This is a genomic window from Rothia koreensis, assembly GCF_004136575.1.
GTDB lineage: Bacteria > Actinomycetota > Actinomycetes > Actinomycetales > Micrococcaceae > Rothia > Rothia koreensis.
On the sequence record NZ_NOIQ01000019.1, the window covers coordinates 24,025 to 44,129 of the forward strand.

A 20,105-nucleotide genomic window follows, 5' to 3' on the forward strand; every position below is an offset into this window, starting at 1 on the left:
ATTCTTCCTTGTGTTGCTGATGGCATGGAGTGTGCCGACTCAGCTGTCCCACAACAAAGGCGGCATGCGCGTCATGCCTTCGGGGAGGTGGATTTCTGGGTTTTCGGGGAAGGTGGGCATATCGGGTGTGAAGCCGAGGCGGGCTCGTGCGAAACGGGCGTCTTCGCGCAGTTCGGCATCGAAGTCATCCAGACTCCAGCCGAGATCGTTGAAATAGGGGTATTGCCGGTAGGTGGCTGTAAGACACATGTCCCTGAGGAGATGGTCGAGTCGGGGCACGGGAGAACCCACCCAGGTGGGTGCTGGTTCTTCGACGGTTCCTAACCAGTCCATGTTCATGTAGGGAAACCCAGTGATGTGCCGGGTGATGGCTCGTGAAGCGGGATGTCTTCGGGCGCCGTTGTATTCGATGGTTTCGTCGAAGAAGTCGTGATAGCTGGTCAGGTTGAGTTGTTCGGCGCACCAGCGGAAGGGTCCGACGATTTCCCAGCCAAAGAAGTTCAGCACCTTGAACCGGCTGATATCGATCACAAAGGCACGGAAGAGGTTGACGACGACCTCGGGTTGTTCGGTGACGGTTGCCAAGACAGCGACCTGGGGGAACATCCGGTTCATGAGTTTGCGGTTGTTGAGCTCTTTGCGGATGCCGCGCCCGAGGTATTTGGTGGCCAGTTTGGATCGCTTCTTGTCCCAGGCGGCTAGGGCCTGGTCGACGTAGGCTGATGGTTCAGCAGCGAGGGTGGAGATGTCAGTGTTTCCTTGTGTCAACGGTCAAACGTCGGGTTTCGGTTCAGGTGAACCATTTCAAAGGCGGCATGCGCGTCATGCCTTCGGGGAGGTGGATTTCTGGGTTTTCGGGGAAGGTGGGCATATCGGGTGTGAACCCGAGGCGGGCTCGGAGGTAGCGAGCGTCTTCACGCAGTTCGGCATCGAAATCATCCAGACTCCGACCGAGATCGTTGAAATAAGGGTATTGCCGGTAGGTAGCCGTAATGCATATTTCTTGAAGCATGATGTTGACTAGCGGTACCGGGTCCATAAGCATTGATGCTTTTGGTTCTTCGACGGTGCCGACCCAGCCCATAGTCATCCGGTCTTCGCGGGTGACTGGTCGGGTGATCTCTCTTGATGCGGGCAGGCGTCGGAAGCCGTTGTATTCGATGGTTTCGTCGAAGAAGTCGTGGTAGCCGGTGAGGTTGAGTTGTTCGGCGCACCAGCGGAAGGGCCCGACGATTTCCCAGCCGAGAAAGTTCATTTCCCTGAGGTCGCTGACATCGATGATGAACGCACGGAAGAGGCTGATGACGACCTCGGGTTGCTCAGTCAAGGTGGCAAGGACCGCAACGCGAGGGAACATCCGGTTCATGAGTTTGCGGTTGTTGAGTTCTTTCCGGATACCGCGCCCGAGGTATTTGGTGGCCAGTTTGGATCGCTTCTTGTCCCAGACGGCTAGGGCCTGATCGACGTAGGCTGATGGTTCAGGGGCGAGGGTGGAAATGTCCATATCTCCTTGTAGCGATCAACAGGTGCAGAGGTCCATCGAGGTGGGTCTATGTTGAAGCTCGAAATCTTTGCGGTCTTGCGGGCAGCGGCGTCGCCACGGACGATCTCTCCCTTTATACGCTGGTTCCGCAGTTGAGCACTAACGCTCCAGTTGGCGGATTTCTGCAGTCATTGCGGATTCGGGCCCCTCAGCCCGCCGTGGTTGTGCGACCGAGGCCGACGGGAGAAGAATCGAGCGTGGGAACACTGGTCATCAACGAGCGGTACGGGCCCTGACGCCTCACGGCGCCGAGTGGTCCGCCGCGGAACGGAAGTGCAAGCATGACTGTCCTGAACGAAACCTACGCACTCTCGAACGACGTCGCCATCCCGCAACTGGGGCTGGGCACCTGGTTCATCCCGGACGACGCCGCGGCGCAAGCCGTGCGCGACGCGGTGGAGATCGGGTACCGCAACATCGATACGGCCCAGGCCTACGGCAATGAGGCCGGAGTCGGCGAGGGCGTTCGCACCGCGTCCGTGCCCCGCGACGAATTGTTCGTCTCGACCAAGCTTGCCGCGGAAATCAAGGATTACGACGACGCCGTCGCGGCGATCGACGGTTCGTTGGAAAAGCTGGGACTGGACACGATCGACCTGATGCTCATCCACAGCCCGCAACCCTGGGACGACTTCCGAGGCGGCGACTACGCCGAGGGAAACCGCCTGGCATGGCGTGCCATGGAAGAGGCGTACGAAGCCGGGAAACTGCGCTCGATCGGCGTCTCGAATTTCCTCCAGGAGGATCTGGACAATTTGCTCGAAGGCGCAAACGTCGTCCCGCACGTCAACCAGTTGCTCGTGCACGCGGGCAACACCCCGGTGGATCTGTTGGACTACTGCGAGAGCAAGGGGATCGTCGTTGAGGCGTATTCGCCCATCGCGCACGGTGAGATCCTGAACAATCCGGAGGTCACGGCGATGGCCGAGACATACGGGGTGTCGGTCCCGCAGCTGTGCATCCGCTACACCCTTCAGCTGGGTACCGTCTCGTTGCCGAAAACCGCCAACCCGGACCACATGCGCTCCAACGCGGAGGTGGACTTCGAGATCTCCGCGGAAGACATGCAGGCACTCAAGGAACTGCACGACCAGGACTACGGCGAATCGAGCGAATTCCCCGTCTACAGCGGGAAGTGACGCCCGAGCGGATCCCGCGAACTCGGGCCGTCAACTGGCCACGAAGTACATCCTCTTGTTGACGAACTCGTCCATTCCGAGGGGCCCGAGTTCGCGGCCGTAGCCGGAGTTCTTGACCCCGCCGAACGGGAGCTCCGCGCCTTCGCCGCCCGGGACATTCACGCTGGCCATGCCGACTTCGAGTCGCTGAGCCACGGCCTGGGCCCGTTGGGAGTCGGTGGAGAACACGCATCCACCCAGGCCGTAGCGGGAATCGTTGGCGAGGCGGACGGCGTCGTCGTCCGAGTCGGCCTGGTAGACCACGGCCACCGGGCCGAAAAGCTCCTCGTAGTACGTCTCGGAGCCCGGGGTGATTCCGGTGATGACGGCGGGGGAGAAGTAGGCCGAGGAATCGTCCCGCAGCTTCCCGCCCACGTGGAGGGTCGCCCCTTCGGAGACCGCCTTTCCGACTTGCTGCTCGAGTTTCTCCGCAGCACCTCGCGAGGACAGGGGCGAATAGACCTGGGGAGACTCGTCTCTGGGATCGCCCGGCTCCATGGCCGACGCCAGGGAGACGAGTTCCTCCACGAACTCGTCGTAGACCTCGCCCGCGACGATCATGCGTTTGTTCGAATCGCACGCTTGGCCCGTGTTGTACATGCGGGTTTCCCACGCGGTCTGGGCGGCCTCTTTGACGTCGTCGGTGTCCAGGATGATGTACGGGTCGGATCCTCCCAGTTCCAGAACCGCTTTCTTGAGGTGCTGGCCCGCCGTGGCGGCGACCGTGCTGCCGGCTCGTTCGGACCCGGTCAGAGAGACCCCCTGGACGCGCGGATCGCCGATGATCTCGGAGGCCTGATCGTGGGTGATGAAGACGTTGTTGTAGACCCCTTCGGGGATTCCGGCGTCGTCCATGATCTGCTGGATGGCCCGGGCGGACCGCGGGCAGATCTCGGCGTGCTTGAGAAGAATCGCGTTGCCCAGCACCAGGTTGGGAGCAGCGAACCGCGCCACCTGGTAGTAGGGGAAGTTCCACGGCATGATGCCGAGCAGGACGCCGATCGGCAGCCGCTGGATGTAGGCCTTGCCCTCGGACTCCGTCGGGATTTCCTGGTCGGCGGCGAAGCGCGGGCCGTTGTCCGCGAAGTACCCGAAGATTTCGCCGCAGTACTCCGCTTCCTCACGGCCTTCGTTGACGGGCTTGCCCATCTCTTCGGCAATGATCTCGGCAAGGTCGTCCCGCCGCTCGGTGAACAGCTCGCCCACGCGTCGGACGACGTCGGCCCTCTCCTCACGGCTCTTCGCCTGCCAGTCCCGGTATGCGGTCTCGGCGCGGCTCAGGGTCTGCTCGACCTCTTCGTCGCCGATGGTCTCGAAGGTCTCTGCGATCTCGTTCGTTGTGGGGTTCTGGACCCGGAAACCTGGTGAATCGTTCATCGTTCAAGCCTCTTTCGAGATTCTGAGGGCGCCGTGCATCGCCGTGGCGACGGCACGGATGCCGGCGCGGGTGTCGGGGCGTATGTCTGGGGCGTATGTCGGGCGGGGAATGTCGGGGTGTGTCCTGGGCTACATTCCTCATCGTAGGCGGGCCGTCGCGTCGGCTGTCAACGGAGGTCGCGGGCGGGTGCGGCGGACTGAGGTGGGATGAGGCGGGCGAGTGCGGGCGAGTGCGGCGGGCTGAGGTGGGATGAGGTGGGATGAGGCGTCTGCGACCGCCGAGGTGGCAATCCCGTGCGGGTCCGCCGGTTGAGGTGGCAGTATTGTGCGGTTTTTGCGGGTAAAAGCGCACGAATCTGCCACTTCGCGCCGGGATCTGCACGGGATTGCCACTTCGCGCCGGGATCCGCACGGGATTGCCACCTCGCGCCGGGATCCGCACGGGATTGCCACTTCGTGGGGGAGCCCGCCGACGACGCCGCGTTCTGGTGCGGCCTGGGAGGCTCAGGGGCGCTTCGAGGCACTATCGGGGCGTTTTCGGGGTGAGTCCAGATCGCCGTCGAGTGGCGGTTACCCGGTTGAGAGGCGTTCTCCGTCGTTAGGTGGTGCTGTAGCCGCCACCTAACGACGGAGAACGCCACCGAATCGGGTAACCCCCTCCCAATGTGCCTCCGTCGTCATCCGCCAACGCCCGTCCGAGCCAAAACCGATGCCCAGGAAGAGGCCAACGATCCGAGGGGAGGCCCGAGCCCGGACAACTGCCCTCGAAGCACGGCCTGACTTCGCAAGCCGGCCCGGTCGCGGGGCTTGATCACCAGTCGATACTCTTGTGGACTCGTGAGTATGGACATCATGTTCGCAATAGCGCTGTGGCTCGCAGGCGCAGTGATTTTGACGTGGAACGATAGGCGTCTCCGTGCCGCGAACCCTCACGAAAAGTTGCCGTGGGTCTGGGGCTGGCCCGCGGTTCGCCCGCGCGGAACGAGAACACTCAATGGGCTCGCCGCCGGGATGTTGGGCGTTGCCGGAACCTTGGTTACCACCGCCACCGCCAACACCCCCACCCAAACCACCCTCGGGCGCGGATGGTGGTGGATCATGGTGCTCCTGGCGGTTCTGCCCCTGCTCATCGGTCGCATGGGTCACAACCACCGCGTCAACCACCGCGTCAACCACCGCGTCGGTCGCGAGGAGGAGGGAAGCACCTCTGCACCAGACACCCAGCACGCAACGGCAGGAATCGGGCAGGATGGGTCCCATGCACCACGCGACGTACGTGATTGAGACGCCGGACGGCGAACGCGAATTCGCCAGGACGACGTCGGCCGCGGACTACTTGCTGGACGGAGGCTTCGCGAATTCCGACCGGGAGCCCCGCTGGCACCTCGTGTGGTGCCTGGAGCGCATGGATCCGGGCGAGCCGATCGACGTCGGCGAGGCCCGGGTGCACCTCATTCGGGGGTGACGATCAGCTCGAAATCGACGACGTCCACGGGGTCGTCGCCGTCCAAACCGGGGTAGTGGGTGTCCAGGGCCGTGTGAAGCTCGCGCAGGTCCGCGAATCCGTCCTTGTGCGCATGCTCTTCGGTGAGCTCTTGTCGCCTGATCGTCCTGACCCCGCGGACCGTGCCATCGAGTGACGTGGTCTCTCCGGATTCTTTTTCGAAGACAATCCGGGCCGGGCCGACGGCGAAGGGGTCGTCGACCCGGATCGTCTGAGTCTTGTCTCCGGAACGAATCGACTCCTCGTAGCCCTCCCACATGTAGATCGTCTGTGCGCTCTCGAGGTGGCTCGGGTCGAAGGCGTGGGGCAGCAATTCGGCTGCGGTGCGCGTTTCCAGGCCGTTGTGCCCACGGATCACGAATTCAATGCGCGGATCGATGTCGTGGAAAACCTGGCGGCATTTCCCGCACGGCGGGATGACCTCGTCCCGTGGCCCGTACACCGCGACGACGCCGACCACGGGGTCATCCGGGGCGGTCGAGGCGTGCTGGGCCAATGCGGAGATTTCCCCGCACGGGCCTCCCAGAAAATGAAAGGCGTTGATTCCCAGTACTGTCCGACCGGATGCCGTCAGGAGAGCTGCGGAAACGGTGTGATCGGTGTCGTCGTGAAAATGGCGGGCATGATCCCGAGCGGATGACACCAGGTTTCGAAAGGCGGAGGAAATCATGCATCCAGTTTAACTTGACCGTCAGTGCGAAATGGCGGAAGGCCATGATGGATACGGGATCCTTCCGAAAAGATTTCCGCCGCTGATATGTAGCACGGCAATCTGGTACATTCTGCGGAACGTTGTGTTGAACGACGCAAGTAATTCGAGTGAACCGTGGGTCACGGTGCGAATTTGCGCAGATCATATGGGCGACAGTATTCCGTCAGTCTGTTTATACTCAGGTGTTGGCAAACACATTTTTTGAGGAGGGTCACATGAAAGCGCGTGTTCTGACTTTGAGTGCGGCGGTCGTCGCTCTCGCGCTGGCCGGTTGCGGCCAGGATGACAACGGTGGTGGATCCGATTCGTCGGGCTCGGCCTCGGCATCATCGTCGAGTTCGGCCGGCAGCTCGGGTTCGTCGTCGGGCGGCTCGGGCGACTCGTCGAGTAGCGACGGAGCCAACGGCGCCGCGGGCGCCAACGGTGGCGAAGGCGCCAATGGCGGCGACGGTGCCAATGGCGGCGACGCCGCCAACGGTGGCGAAGGTGCCAACGGTGGCGAAGGTGCTAATGGCGGCGACGGTGCGAACGGCGGCGAAGGCGCCAATGGTGGCGACGCCGCCAACGGTGCAGACGGCGCCAACGGTGCTGATGGCGCGAATGGTGGCGAAGGTGCTGCCGGTGACGGCGCGAACGGCGCCGCCGGTGACGACGCTGCCGCCGGTGGCGACCAGTCCGGCTCGGCCGCTTCGGGTGAAGACGCCGCCAACGCCGAGGCTGCCGCCCAGCTGGACAATTACTGGGGCACCGGTGGTCAGTGCACCGTCGACTGGACCTCGTCCGAGCCCTACAGCCTCTCGACCGATCGCCTGGTGAAGTCCTACTGCGCTTCCAACGGCATCGGCGAACTGTCCGATGGATACGACCCGCTGGCCGGGATCCAGTACCCCGTCGAGCAGTAAGGGAACGCGCGCTGATCACGATCAGCCGGCGAAGGGCCCCCGCGATGCACCGCGGGGGCCCTTCAGCGTTTCTGCACGTCCGGACCGTGGAACCCCTGACCCCGTCCGGGGAGGGGCCTACTCGATCTCGACCACCACGGGCAGGTGGTCCGATGCGCCCTTGCCCTTGCGTTCCTCACGGTCGTAACGCGCACCCGTGACCCGTTCGGCCAGGGCGGGGGAATAGAGCTGGAAGTCGATCCGCATGCCTTCGTTCTTCGGGAAGCGCAGGGACGTGTAGTCCCAATACGTGTAGTCCTTCTCGCCCTGGGTGTACGGGCGGGCGACGTCGGTCATGCCCGCATCCTGCATGAATGAGGAGAAGGCGGCGCGTTCCGGTTCGGTCACGTGGGTCATCTGATTTTCGCGGAAGAAGTCGATGTCCCAGACGTCGTCGTCCTGGGGAGCGACGTTCCAGTCCCCGACCAGTGCCAGCTGTGCCTCGGGATCTTCTGCGAGCCACTTTTGCGTGTTCTCCCGCAGGACCTTGAGCCACTCGAGCTTGTACGCCATGTGCGGGTCGTCCAGGCCCCGACCATTCGGGACGTAGAGGCTCCAGACGCGGACCCCGCCGCACGTCGCGGCGATCGCCCGTGCCTCCTGGATCTCTTCCTTGCCCGGTTTGCCGAACGCGGGCTGGCCGGGGAAAGTGCGTTCGACGTCGTCGAGACCCACCCGGGAGGCGATGGCGACGCCGTTCCACTGGTTGAGCCCGAAATGGGCGACGTCGTACCCGAGCCGCTCGAACACCGTGAACGGGAAGTTCTCGTCCTTGGCCTTGGTCTCCTGGATCGCCAGAACGTCCACGTCCGAACGATCCAGCCAGGCCTCGACGCGGTCGGCGCGGGCGCGGATCGAGTTCACATTCCAGGTCGCAATTCTCATGCTCACCAGGCTACCGGCTTGAGCGGACTCGAACCGGAGCGGCGGGTTTGGGGTGAGCTGGTGCCCAGGCTAGCGTGATGGTGAACACATTCTGGTCTGGGCGGCGCGACGTCGTCGGACCGCGACCCATCGTGGAAAGCAGGACCATGTCCGAACAGTCGAATCCTCACCAGCCCTCCTCGTCCGGCCCGGTCTCCTCCGGTGACAGCCCGACGCCGCCGACGTCGCCTTTCCGTCCGGATGTCCTTGCCGGGCAGAGCATCCTCGTCACGGGCGGGGGAAGCGGCTTGGGCAAGGGTGTCGCGAAGCATTTCGCCGAGCACGGGGCGACGGTCCACATCTGGGGTCGCCGCGAGAGCGTCCTGAAGGAAGCGGCGCAGGAGATCGAGGAATCGGCCCAGGCCGGCGGCACGGTGCACTTCCAGGCCGTCGATGTTCGGGACCCGGACGCCGTCGACGCCGCCGTCCAAGAGATCTGGGCGCAGCACGGGCCGCTCACCGCCGCGATGAACAACGCGGCAGGGAACTTCATTGCCCAGACCAAGGACCTGAGCCCTCGGGGATTCCAGGCCATCACCGACACGGTCATGAAGGGGTCATACAACGTGACCCACGCCGTCGGGCGACGGTGGATCGAACAGGGACTCCCGGGCAATATTCTGTCGACCCTGGTCAGCTGGGTCTATACAGGCTCCGCCTACGTGGTCCCCTCGGCGATGGCCAAGTCAGCAGTGCATGCGATGACCATGTCCCTGGCGGTCGAATGGGCCAAGTACGGGATCCGTCTCAACGCGATTGCTCCCGGCCCCATCCCGACGGAATTCACCTCGGTTGTGCTGAGTTCCAACAAGGACGGCCAGGGTGCCATGACCGACGTCGAGTCCGTGCCTGCGCGTCGCGTCGGAACCGTCGAGGAGATGGGGAACCTGGGCATTTTCCTGCTGTCGGGGTCCTGCGACTACATCACGGGCCAAACCATCACGATGGACGGCGGCCAGATGCTGGCCGGCCCCTCGACGTTCTCCGCGCTCACCGATCTCGACGACGCCGACTGGGCCGAAATCGCGGACAAGGGCAAGAAGGCCGCCGCGGAATCCAAGAAGCAGCGGAACACCTGATCGCGTCGATGTTACGCGTCCGGTGCGCTGCGCACTGGCACGGCCCGAACCCGGTCGATAACCTGTGACGTGGAACACGAATTGCGTGCGGGGTCGACCCCCGTGGGAAGGAGTCCTCGAGCATGGCCGGTGGACAGGTCCAGGAACTCACACATTTCGTCGGGGGTCGCGAGACACCGGGAACCTCGGGGCGATTCGGGGACGTGTACGATCCCAGCACCGGCCGGGTCACGGCCAGGGTTCCGCTCGCGACAACCGACGAGGTCGACGCCGCCGTCCGCAACGCCAAGGAGGCGCAGAAGGCCTGGGCCGCGACCAACCCGCAGAAGCGGGCGCGCATCCTGGGGAAATTCGTGAACCTCGCGAATGAGCACGCGGACGAGATCGCGGAGGCGCTGTCCCGCGAACACGGCAAGACCGTCCCGGACTCCCACGGCGACCTGCAGCGGGGACTGGACGTCGTCGAGTTCGCAATGGGTGCACCGCACCTGCTCAAAGGGGAATTCAGCGACTCGGTGGGCACGGGAATCGACGTCTACTCGATGCGGCAGCCCCTCGGCGTCGTCGCAGGAATCACTCCCTTCAATTTCCCGGCCATGATCCCCCTGTGGAAGGCGGGACCGGCGATTGCCGCGGGCAACGCCTTCGTGCTCAAGCCCTCCGAACGCGACCCATCCGTCCCGCTGATCCTGGCGCGCCTCTGGAAGGAAGCCGGCCTGCCGGACGGGATCTTCACCGTGGTCAACGGGGACAAGGAATCCGTCGACGCCCTGCTCGACCACCCGGACATCGAGGCCGTGGGATTCGTCGGTTCGACGCCGATCGCCCAGAGCATCTACGAGCACGCGGCTCGGAAGGGCAAACGGGCCCAGTGCTTCGGCGGGGCCAAGAACCACATGATCATCATGCCGGACGCCGACCTGGACCAGGCCGCGGACGCCCTGATCGGCGCGGCCTTCGGATCCGCGGGAGAGCGCTGCATGGCGATCTCCGTGGCCGTCCCGGTCGGCGAGAAGACCGCGGACGCGCTGATGGACAAGCTCACGGAGAGGGCCTCGAAGCTCCGCTTCGGCCCGTCCCTCGAGGAGTCCTCGGACTTCGGACCACTCGTCTCGGCTGCGGCCAAGGAGCGGGTCGAGTCGGCCATCGCCCAGGGCGTCGAGGCCGGCGCCGAACTGGTCCTCGACGGCAGGGGCGCCCGGGTGGACGGCCACGAGGACGGGTTCTTCGTGGGCCCGACCCTGTTCGACCGGGTCACCCCCGACATGGACGTCTACCGTGAGGAAATCTTCGGGCCTGTGCTGTCCGTACTGCGGGCCGCCGACTTCGAGGAGGCCCTCGAGCTTCCCACCCGACACGAATACGGAAACGGCGTCTCGATCTTCACCCGTGATGGGGACACCGCACGCGAGTTTGCCCGGCAGGTCGACGTCGGCATGGTCGGAGTCAACGTGCCGATCCCGGTTCCGATCGCCTACTACACCTTCGGTGGCTGGAAGGCTTCGGGCTTCGGCGATCTCAACCAGCACGGCCCCGATGCTTTCCGCTTCTACACCAAGACCAAGACGGTGACCCAGCGGTGGCCTTCGGGGATCAAGGAAGGCGCCAGCTTCGTCATGCCAACCGGAAACTGATGTGCGGGCGGGGTCGTGGACCGGCGACGTCGGACAACCGGCCCCGCGCACAATTGCCCACCACTGAATCGTTGCAGGAGGAGAATTCATGGCCGATCAGCCTCAGGAGCCCAGTGTCCTGACCGAAATTCGGGGACACCTCGGGCTCGTCACCCTCAACCGCCCCCGCGCGGTCAACGCGCTCAACGTCGAGATGATCCAGCTCATCAACCGCGCACTCGACGAATTCGAGGCCGACGCCAACGTCACGTGCGTGGCCGTTGTCGGCTCGGGGGACAGGGGGCTGTGCGCCGGCGGCGACGTCGTCGCCCTCTACAAGGCGGCCAGCGGTGGCGACGAGGCCATGGGCATCGACTTCTTCCGCCAGGAGTACGACTTCGACTACCGGATCTCGCGTCTCTCGAAGCCCTACATCGCGGTGATGAATGGGCTCGTTCTGGGCGGAGGCATCGGTCTGTCCGTCCCCGGGTCGCACAGGATCGCCACCGACACGACGCGTACCGGCATGCCGGAGACCGGCATCGGTTTCTCGCCCGACGTCGGGGGCCTCAACTACCTCTCCCACGCGCCGGGTCACGCGGGCCGGCACATGGCGTTGACGGGGCTCCACGTGGATGGGGCGGACGCCGTCCACGCGGGCCTCGCCGACTTCTACGTCCCCGACGCCTCGATCGGCGACCTGCTCGCGGCGCTCGAGAACATCGAGAACCCGGGGGAGGCGGCCACCACGATCCAGGGCTTCGGCATCGAGCCTCCGGAGTCCGAGCTCGAGGCGGCGAGCCGGTGGATCGACGAGGACTACGCCGCCGAGACGGTCGAGGAGATCCTGCACAACCTCGAGACCAGGGTCGAGAAGGAGCCCGAGAACGACCTCGCGGCCAAGGCCCTCAAGGCACTGCGGAGGAACAGTCCCACCGGGATGAAAACTGCGCTCGAGGGGCTCGTTCGCGCCGCCGACCAGTCGCTCGCGGAGACCCTCATTCAAGACTTCCGCACCAGCGGAAACGCGTTGTTCGCCCACGACATGGCCGAGGGCATTCGCGCACAAGTGATCGACAAGGATCGCAACCCCCAGTGGCAGCCGCAGGCGCTCGAGGACGTGGACAGGGAGCTCGTGCTGAGTTTCTTCGGACCCGTGCCCGGACACGAGGACCTGCAACTGCCCCGTTGAAGGAGTATTGGCATGAAGATCGCATTTCTTGGCCTGGGAAACATGGGTGGCCACATGGCGAGGAACCTCAAGGAGGCGGGCTACGACGTCGTGGCCTACGACCTCGTGGACGAGGCGCGCCGCGCAACGGAGCGCGACGGGATCGAGATCTCCGCGTCGGGCGAAGAAGCCGCGGCCGGAGCGGACGTCGTCATCACGATGTTCCCCGCCGGCAAGCACGTCATCTCCGCCTACCGGGGCGAGAACAATGACGGCTTGCTCTCGGCGGCACCCGAGAACACCCTGTTCATCGACTGCTCGACGATCAGCGTGGACGAAGCCCGAGAAGCCGCTGACCTGGTGCACGACGCCGGGCACCGTGCCCTGGACGCCCCGGTTTCGGGCGGAACCGCGGGGGCCGAAAACGGGACGCTGACGTTCATGGTCGGTGGGCCCCAGGAGAACTTCGACGCCGCCCACCCGTTGTTCGACGCGATGGGCAAGAAGGTGGTCCACTGCGGAGACAACGGGGCAGGCCAGGCGGCGAAATGCTGCAACAACATGTTGTTGGCGATCACCACGATCGGTGCGTGCGAAGCCTTCACCCTGGGGGAGAGGCTCGGCCTGACGGACCAGGCCCTGTTCGATGTGATGTCCACGTCCGCCGCGCAGTGCTGGTCCGTGACCACGAACTGCCCGGTCCCCGGACCGGTTCCCACCAATCCGGCCAGCAACGAGTACAAACCCGGGTTCGCTACGGCCCTGATGGCCAAGGACCTGGGACTCGCGGTGTCCGCCCTGGAGTCGACCGGGACCGAGGCCTCCTTCGGCCGCGCCGCCCACGAGGCCTACACGAAGTTCCTGGACGAGGGGCACGGCGACCTCGACTTTTCCGCAATCATCCGAACGATGGGAGAGAACCAAGCATGAGCGACCAGACAGCAGCCCAGGATTCGGGACAGCACGAGGGCGTGATCCGGACCGAGACGCGCGACGGCGTCGGCGTCATTCGGCTCAACCGGCCGAAGGCGCTCAATGCGTTGAACTACGACACCATGGTGGCCGTCGTGGACGCCGCCGAGGCTTGGGAACGGGACGAGAGCATCTCGGCCATCGTGCTGACCGGGTCCGAGAAGGCCTTTGCCGCGGGCGCGGACATCAAGGAGATGTCCTCCAAGAGCTACACCGAGATGTACCAGAGCGACTGGTTCGCCCAGTGGCAGAGGCTCACTCAAGTGCGGCTCCCGATCGTCGCCGCGGTCAACGGGTACGCGCTCGGTGGCGGCTGCGAGCTCGCGATGATGTGCGACATCATCGTTGCCGGTGAGGGCGCGAAATTCGGTCAGCCTGAGATCAACCTCGGCGTCATTCCCGGCATGGGTGGGTCCCAGCGACTGACCCGTGCCGTGGGCAAGGCCAAAGCCATGGACATGATCCTGACCGCCCGGAACATCGGCGCCGACGAGGCCGAACGGGCGGGGCTGGTGTCGCGGGTCGTCGCGGACGACGCCGTGGTCGACACCGCCCTGCAGATCGCGGACACGATCGCGCAGAAGTCCCGGCCCGCGGCCATGCTCGCGAAGGAAGCGGTCGGGGCGGCCTTCGAAACCCCCCTCGCCCAGGGACTCACCTTCGAGCGGCGGGTCTTCCACTCGCTCTTCGCGACCGAGGACCAGAAGGAAGGCATGGCGGCCTTCGCCGAACGCCGCGACCCGACGTTCAAGAACAGGTAGCCTGCGCCCGCGCCCGCGCCGCCGCCGTGAGGTGGCAGTTTCGTGCGGGTCCGCCCGGCTCCGCGCCGTGAGGTGGCAGTCTGGTGCGGTTTTTTCCGCGAGGTGGCGGTTTTGTGCGGTTTTGGGGTGGTTTTGTGCACGGGATTGCCGTCTCGGCGGGCCGGTCGCACGTGGTTGCCACTTCGCCGCGGGGAGTTGGGTTTTGAAGGCGTGAGGTGGCAGTTTCGTGCGGGTCCGCCCGGCTCCGCGCCGTGAGGTGGCAGTTTCGTGCAGGTCCGCCGGCTCCGGGCCGTGAGGTGGCAGTCTGGTGCGGTTCTTTCCGCGAGGTGGCGGTTTTGTGCGGTTTTGGGGTGGTTTTGTGCACGGGATTGCCGTCTCGGCGGGCCGATCGCACGTGGTTGCCACCTCGGCACCCCAGCGTCCCAGCGCCCCAGCGCCCCAGAGCCTCGCCACCGCAGCCCACCGCCGACTAGACCTCGCCACCTCGCCGCCAGGCCGGCTTACGACTTCGCGGGCAGGTCCCGGGCGACGTCGTCGTGATCGGGGTAGACGACGCCGATCTGCCGGCGGATCTCGTCGATCATCTCCATCTGCGCAATCGTGTCCTCCCACGGCATGATCGGCGACTCGAGAGCACCTTCCTGGATGCACCGCGTCGCTTCGCGCATTTCGTACGAGTAGCCCCGCCCGACCAGCGGCCACGACTCTTCGCGCACGGAACCTCGGGCGTCCGTCACGGTGAAGGACTGCGCCTGGTGCATCGGAGATCCGATGGTGATGAAGCCGTCGTGCCCTGAGATCACCGCCTGCCGAGGTCCCTGCGAGACCAGCGAGATCGTCATCTGTGCGGCGGACTTCTCGAAAGTTCCCGTGATCTGCGTCAGGGCGTCCACGTTTCCGCGTTTGATCGTCTGCGCCGTGAACCCTGTGGGCCGTCCGAGGGCCAGCCACGGCCAATGCAGGACGTAGCAGGCCATGTCCAGGAGCCCGCCCCCGCCGGCATCTTCGCGCCACAACCGGTGCGACTTGTCGGCGGGACCGCGGAAGCCCAGGTCGGCCTGGACCCACCGGGGCATCCCGATTTCACCGGCCTCCAGCAGCTCGGACACTCGGGTACGCAGAGGGTGGAAGCGTGTCCAGAGCCCCTCCATCACAAAGACGCCCTTCTCGCGGGCGGCCTCGAGCACTTCCCGGGCTTCGTCGGCCGTGATCGTGAAGGCCTTTTCGCACACGATGTTCTTGCCGGCGCGAATGGCCTCGAGCATGGTGGCGTGGTGCTGGCCGTGGGGTGTTGCGATGTAGACGACGTCGACGTCCGGGTCGGCGACGAGCTTCTCGTACCCGGTGCGGGCGTCGTCGTCGGCATAGGCCCGTTCGACGCCGAAGTCCGTCGCGAATTCGTCGGCGCTGGCCTGGGAACGGGACGAGACGCCGACCAGTCGGGCATCTTCCAAAGCGGCGATGTCCGGGGTGACCTTTCGCGCGATGGCACCCGTCGCGACGATGCCCCATCCGAGGGTTCGGCCGGTTGCTTCGAGGGGGTTCCGTGTCTCTGCCATGCATCCATCCTAGGCACAGCGCGTATCCGGAGTCGGGCGGTGGCCGGCAGCCGGTCGGTGGCCCGGCTTTGGCCGCGACAGGTGGCCTCAGGGGCCACGGGCCAGTGGCCCGGGGCGGCCGCAACGCGACCGCCCCGGACCGCTGGTGGGACAGCTCGGATGCCCGTGTGGGCGATCCGGTCTGTCCCGCGGGCGACCCGGCTGTCCGATCAGGACCGGGCGGCCGGATCACGAGGGGTCCGGCCCGATCCGCCGGATCTCCGCGAGCCGACAAGGGCAAGGACGGCGTCGACGACGACGAATGCCACCAGCGGGATCCCCACCAGCGGCAGGAACCAACCGACGACGGCGGCCGGAACACCGACGGCGAGCCAACCCCACCAGGGCGCATCCCGAAGACCAGGAGTCGGCGTCTTGAGACGGGGCCACGTCGGGCGCCGCTTGAACCACATCCAATACCCGGTCACGACCATGCCGACGATGCCGATCGCGATCACGAACAGCACCACCTGATTGAGCAGACCGAACCAGAGGCCCATGTGGATGTCGACTCCCCACCGGGCCAACTTCGCGGGCAGGGAGTAGTCGTCCTGGAAGGAGACCTTGTCGACCTGGTTGTACGTCACCGGGTCGATCGTCACGCTGTCCACCTGGGTGGGGAAGTGCCGGTCGATCTCCTGGACGGTCCACGCCGTGTCCTTGGAGGCCGAGGGCAGGATCTCGACGCGGTTCGAGTCGATACCGAGACGACGGGCGGCGCGCAGGATGGCGTCGTGTCCGGAGTCCACGGGCATGCTCGCGGCGGCGTCATGGGAAGAAGCACCCGCGTGGCCGGCATGTCCCGCATGACCCGCATGGCCAGCGTGCCCCGCATGGCCAGCGTGTTCGTCGGTGGGGGCCTGCTCACCCGACAACGACGTCGAGGCCTTCGGCGTCGACCAATTCAGCGCGGCCCGCAACTGGGTCACGTGCTCGCCCGCATGGGCCGACCACGTGATACCGGTTGCCGAGAGGAACACCATGGCGACCATGAGCCCCAAACCGGCCGAATAGTGCCAGCTCAGCAGCCGCGTCCGCCCACGTGCGTCGGGCAACGGCAAGGCGGCTTCCCGGATCGCGCGTCGTCGTGCGTGACCGGCGCGCAGACGACGCGTCAGCTGCGGTACCCAAAGAATGAGGCCGCCGACGGCGATCACCCACATCCACGACGCCGCGAACTCGGAATACAGACGTCCGGGCTCGCCCAGGTGGAGGTCGCGGTGGAGCTGGTCGATCCATGTACGGAGTGGAAGCGCGCCCGACGAACCGTAGGAGATCAGGTCGCCCCGTATTTCGCCGTCCGCAGGACTCACGAAGACCGCGCGTTGGTCGGACTCGGACGACCCTTCGGGCGGGGCGAACATCACGCGGGTCGTAGCTCCCGGTTCGGGCGCGGGCCGGACGGCCACGAGCGCCGGAGGCTCGGAATCCTTCACCTCGGTTCGGACGTGGTCCGTCGCGCGCCGAACCTGTTCGTCCAGGGACAGATTCTGCTCGGACGAGCCGGCATGCAGCTCATGGGAGTAGACCATGCCCTCCAATTGTGGAGCGAGCGCGTACAAGGCGCCCGACAATGCGGCGACCAGGATGAACGGGCCGACGATCAGCCCGGCGAAGAAATGAAGCCGACGGGTCATGTCCCGGAACCAGCCGGTCCGACGTCGGGGTGGAGAGGTGGTTTCGTGACCCGATGTCGGGTGCGGTGTATTCAAGGTTTTCATTGTGTTCCTCACGTTCGATGCGCGCTCGAAGGGCACGCAGAATGGCGCCGGGACCTGGGGTCGGACCGGCGTTGGGTTCAGTCGAATGCGAGGTATCGGGGCGGGCCCCGGACGGGTTCCCTGGCTCGGGGTTTCCGCCAGCGGGGGACGAGCTGCTCGCCCTCCGGGCAGGTCGCGGTCGATTCCGGGATCCCGAGCGCAACCCGGAGCAGACGGGCCACCCACGGAAGCAGAAGGACCGTGAGGGCCCAGAGCACGGCGTCGACGGCACCGACGACGGCGGCCGCGAGCAGCGTCCCGACCACGTGCGCCACGAGCATCGGCAACGATCCGTCGTGCATGTGCATGGAGTCCATATGCATGGAATCCATGTCCATGGTGCCCATGTCCACGGTGCCCATGGGCATGTCGCCCATCGACGGGGAGTCCATGGGTGAGGCTGCGGCCGGCATCGATGGGGTTCCCCCGCCGGAGGCGTGGCCCGAATGCAGTGCGGCGTCGTGATGGGCCGAACTGGAACCGGCGGGAGCGCCCTCGAGGATCGACGCACGCGAGCCGTGGCTGGCCGACCCGAGCATGAGGAGCTGGTGCACGGCAAACTGCCCGGCACCGAGCAGAGGCACGCAGGCCGAGAAACCGAGCCGGAAACGAGTGAGCGCAAAGACGACGCCGATCAAAGGCAAGGACAGCGCCAGGGCCAGCCCGGAGCGCGGGATATGGCCACCGCCGACGACGTGCGAGACCGAACCGAGCCACGCGGTCACACCAACCAGCATGAAGGTACGCGTGAGCCGCCAGCCTGTGGACCGAAAGTCCACGCCCGCAGCGGTCTCCGTCGTGGTCACCCCACTAGGTTATATGCGTCGGGGTGATCCGGTTCGACGCCGAGCCCGTGTTCCGCGCCCCGCCCTGATGCGGCGTCCGCCCCGCCCACGCCCGGCGCCGCACCCGCCGCGCCCGGCGCCGCGAGGTGGCAACCCCGTGCGCCCGGCGCCGCGAAGTGGCAATCCTGAGCGCCCGGCGCCGCGAAGTGGCAATTTCGTGCGGTTCCCGGCCCGATTTCGTCCCAAATCTGCCACCTCGCGACGAAATACGCACACCACTGCCACCTCGCGGGACAGCACGACAATCCAGACCGACGAGGCGGCACATTCGTGCAACCATGGCCCACGAGGTGGCAATCCTGAGTGCCCGGCGCCGCGAAGTGGCACTTTCGTGCGATTCTCGGGCCGATTCCGTCCCAAAATTGCCACCTCGCGACGAAACACGCACACCACTGCCACCTCGCGGGAGGCGCCGAGTACCTCAGCTCGCGCGTGCGGTCGTCCACAAATCGTGTGTTTATCAGTCGGGCCGAGCCGGCTTGCGGCCCGATCTTCGCTAAAACCTTCTGCATGACTCCCAGCAAGAGCATTCCGCCGCACCTACGACGTCGGGTCCTGACCGAACGAACGCTCGAGAACACCGACCTGACCCGGTTTCGTTTCCGCGCCGCGGACATGACCCGGTTGCGACCAGGCATGTACACCACGGACCCCGACGCAGTCTCGTCGGTGGACATAGCGACGGAGCTCGCTCGTGGCCTGGACGACGTCGTGGTCTACGGCGTTTCGGCCGCGCAATGGCATGGGTTGAGACTGCCGACTCGCCTGCTACACGCGCCACGGGTCCACCTCGCCTCGACCGGCGGCAAAGACCGAATCCGAAGAGTCATGGTCAAAGGTGCCAAGGCGTCGTTCCTTCCCGGCGAAGTCGCAGAGTACGACGGCGTCCGGATCACGACCCCCGAACGCACCTTCTTCGATCTCGCGAGAATGGTGAGTCCCATGGAATTGGTGGCGATCGGGGACGGCATCGTATGCTCCCACCGATTCGGGATCTACGCCGGCCGCCCGCCGATGAGCACGATTCCGCAGATCGAAGCGCTTCTCTCCGCGCATCGGCGAGCCCGCGGGGTCGCGTTGGCCCGTCGGGCTCTGAGCCGGGTTCGAGTGGGGTCGGACTCGGTCATGGAAACGCGGATGCGGTTGATCGCTGAGGACTACGGGATTGAGGGGTGGGACTTGGATGTCGCCGTCGAGGTGGACGGAAGGCTGGTGCAACCGGACTTGCGGCATCGGCGGAGCGGCCTGTTCGTCCAGTACGAAGGCGCTCATCACAACGAATCGTTCCAAGTCGAACGGGATATCGAGCGGCTCAGACGCACCGAGAGAGCGGGCCACCGCGAATTGCGGATCTACGCGAAAGACCTGGTGACGGTGGACCGGTTCGGGCGGAACACGACTCCGAGACTGATCCCGCTCCTTCGGCAGGCCATCGATCAAGCCCTCCATGGGCGAGTCGGCTGAAAACCGGCGACCGAGGTGCGTCCGGGGCCTGTCGTCCGGCGAGGTGGCAGTGGTGTGCGTATTTCGTCGCGAGGTGGCAGTTTTGGGACGGAATCGGGCCGGGAATCGCACGAAAGTGCCACCTCGCGGGGCCGGGTGCTCAGGATTGCCGCCTCGCGGGGCCGGGTGCTCAGGATTGCCACCTCGTGGGGTCGGGCGTACGGGGTTGCCACCTCGTCGGGTCCGGCTGCACGAAATTGCCGCCTCGTCGGTCTGAATTGGCCTGTCGTCCGGCGAGGTGGCAGTGGTGTGCGTATTTCGTCGCGAGGTGGCAGTTTTGGGACGAAATCGGCCCGGGAACCGCACGAAAGTGCCACCTCGCGGGGTCGGGCGCTCAGGATTGCCACCTCGCGGGGTCGGGCGCTCAGGATTGCCACCTCGCGGGGTCGGGCGCACGGGGATGCCACCTCGTCGGGTCCGGCTGCACGAAATTGCCGCCTCGTCGGTCTGAATTGGCCTGTCGTCCGGCGAGGTGGCAGTGGTGTGCGTATTTCGTGGCGAGGTGGCAGTTTTGGGACGAAATCGGGCCGAAAATCGCACGAATGTGCCACCTCGCGGCGCGGGGTGCTCAGGATTGCCACCTCGCGACGCCGGGCGCACGAAAGTGCCACCTCACCGCCCTCA

The 20,105-nt window shown here is 65.6% G+C and carries 17 protein-coding genes; 9 read left to right on the plus strand and 8 right to left on the minus strand.

Annotated elements, in window-relative coordinates; translation table 11 throughout:
- Positions 1-39: 39 nt before the first annotated feature.
- Both EWU68_RS10995 and EWU68_RS11000 read right to left on the minus strand, forming a co-directional pair.
- Positions 40-768: a hypothetical protein gene (locus EWU68_RS10995; RefSeq protein WP_129316177.1), complete on the minus strand. Its 729-nt coding sequence runs from the start codon at positions 766-768 to the stop codon at positions 40-42.
- Between the two features lie 22 nt (positions 769-790).
- On the minus strand, positions 791-1,504 hold the full coding sequence (locus tag EWU68_RS11000; protein WP_129316178.1) for a hypothetical protein: 714 nt from the start codon (positions 1,502-1,504) through the stop codon (positions 791-793).
- A 320-nt stretch (positions 1,505-1,824) separates the two neighbouring features.
- On the opposite strand from EWU68_RS11000, the gene EWU68_RS11005 reads away from it, so the two are divergent.
- On the plus strand, positions 1,825-2,682 hold the full coding sequence (locus EWU68_RS11005; RefSeq protein ID WP_129316179.1) for an aldo/keto reductase: 858 nt from the start codon (positions 1,825-1,827) through the stop codon (positions 2,680-2,682).
- 30 nt (positions 2,683-2,712) lie between these two features.
- Here EWU68_RS11005 and EWU68_RS11010 read toward each other — a convergent pair whose 3' ends face one another.
- The gene (locus EWU68_RS11010) at positions 2,713-4,098 is read right to left on the minus strand and encodes an NAD-dependent succinate-semialdehyde dehydrogenase (protein WP_129316180.1); all 1,386 of its coding nucleotides are present in this window, start codon (positions 4,096-4,098) and stop codon (positions 2,713-2,715) included.
- 1,258 nt (positions 4,099-5,356) lie between these two features.
- On the opposite strand from EWU68_RS11010, the gene EWU68_RS11020 reads away from it, so the two are divergent.
- Positions 5,357-5,563: a hypothetical protein gene (locus tag EWU68_RS11020; RefSeq protein ID WP_129316182.1), complete on the plus strand. Its 207-nt coding sequence runs from the start codon at positions 5,357-5,359 to the stop codon at positions 5,561-5,563.
- On the opposite strand, the gene EWU68_RS11025 is transcribed toward EWU68_RS11020, so the two are convergent.
- Positions 5,550-6,272: an ASCH domain-containing protein gene (locus EWU68_RS11025; protein ID WP_129316183.1), complete on the minus strand. Its 723-nt coding sequence runs from the start codon at positions 6,270-6,272 to the stop codon at positions 5,550-5,552. The two genes, EWU68_RS11020 and EWU68_RS11025, sit on opposite strands and share 14 nt — an antisense overlap.
- A 257-nt stretch (positions 6,273-6,529) precedes the next feature.
- Here EWU68_RS11025 and EWU68_RS11030 point away from each other — a divergent pair, with 257 nt between their 5' ends.
- Positions 6,530-7,216 (plus strand): hypothetical protein, encoded by a 687-nt coding sequence (locus EWU68_RS11030; RefSeq protein ID WP_129316184.1) that lies wholly within the window; start codon positions 6,530-6,532, stop codon positions 7,214-7,216.
- A 117-nt stretch (positions 7,217-7,333) separates the two neighbouring features.
- Here EWU68_RS11030 and EWU68_RS11035 read toward each other — a convergent pair whose 3' ends face one another.
- Positions 7,334-8,140 (minus strand): exodeoxyribonuclease III, encoded by an 807-nt coding sequence (locus tag EWU68_RS11035; RefSeq protein ID WP_129316185.1) that lies wholly within the window; start codon positions 8,138-8,140, stop codon positions 7,334-7,336.
- 146 nt (positions 8,141-8,286) lie between these two features.
- On the opposite strand from EWU68_RS11035, the gene EWU68_RS11040 reads away from it, so the two are divergent.
- From EWU68_RS11040 to EWU68_RS11060, 5 genes are all read left to right on the plus strand, one after another.
- On the plus strand, positions 8,287-9,258 hold the full coding sequence (locus EWU68_RS11040; RefSeq protein ID WP_129316186.1) for an SDR family oxidoreductase: 972 nt from the start codon (positions 8,287-8,289) through the stop codon (positions 9,256-9,258).
- Positions 9,259-9,380: 122 nt separating this feature from the next.
- On the plus strand, positions 9,381-10,892 hold the full coding sequence (locus tag EWU68_RS11045) for a CoA-acylating methylmalonate-semialdehyde dehydrogenase (RefSeq protein WP_129316187.1): 1,512 nt from the start codon (positions 9,381-9,383) through the stop codon (positions 10,890-10,892).
- A gap of 88 nt (positions 10,893-10,980) precedes the next feature.
- Positions 10,981-12,063, plus strand: a complete 1,083-nt coding sequence (locus tag EWU68_RS11050) for an enoyl-CoA hydratase/isomerase family protein (RefSeq protein WP_129316188.1) — start codon at positions 10,981-10,983, stop codon at positions 12,061-12,063.
- A 12-nt stretch (positions 12,064-12,075) separates the two neighbouring features.
- Positions 12,076-12,972: a 3-hydroxyisobutyrate dehydrogenase gene (mmsB, locus tag EWU68_RS11055; RefSeq protein WP_129316189.1), complete on the plus strand. Its 897-nt coding sequence runs from the start codon at positions 12,076-12,078 to the stop codon at positions 12,970-12,972.
- The gene (locus EWU68_RS11060; protein WP_129316190.1) at positions 12,969-13,775 is read left to right on the plus strand and encodes an enoyl-CoA hydratase; all 807 of its coding nucleotides are present in this window, start codon (positions 12,969-12,971) and stop codon (positions 13,773-13,775) included. The genes mmsB and EWU68_RS11060 overlap by 4 nt, the downstream gene beginning before the upstream one ends.
- Before the next feature lie 500 nt (positions 13,776-14,275).
- Here EWU68_RS11060 and EWU68_RS11065 read toward each other — a convergent pair whose 3' ends face one another.
- The 3 genes from EWU68_RS11065 to EWU68_RS11075 form a co-directional block, all read right to left on the minus strand.
- Entirely contained in the window at positions 14,276-15,334 is a 1,059-nt protein-coding gene (locus EWU68_RS11065; protein ID WP_129316191.1) for a Gfo/Idh/MocA family protein, read from the minus strand.
- Between the two features lie 209 nt (positions 15,335-15,543).
- On the minus strand, positions 15,544-17,094 hold the full coding sequence (locus EWU68_RS11070) for a PepSY-associated TM helix domain-containing protein (protein WP_129316192.1): 1,551 nt from the start codon (positions 17,092-17,094) through the stop codon (positions 15,544-15,546).
- 77 nt (positions 17,095-17,171) lie between these two features.
- Positions 17,172-17,939, minus strand: coding sequence for a hypothetical protein (locus tag EWU68_RS11075; protein WP_129316193.1), 768 nt, complete (start codon positions 17,937-17,939; stop codon positions 17,172-17,174).
- A gap of 549 nt (positions 17,940-18,488) precedes the next feature.
- Here EWU68_RS11075 and EWU68_RS11080 point away from each other — a divergent pair.
- Positions 18,489-19,442 carry a hypothetical protein gene (locus tag EWU68_RS11080; protein WP_129316194.1) on the plus strand — a complete coding sequence of 318 codons (954 nt, stop codon included), beginning with the start codon at positions 18,489-18,491 and terminating at the stop codon, positions 19,440-19,442.
- Positions 19,443-20,105: the final 663 nt, after the last annotated feature.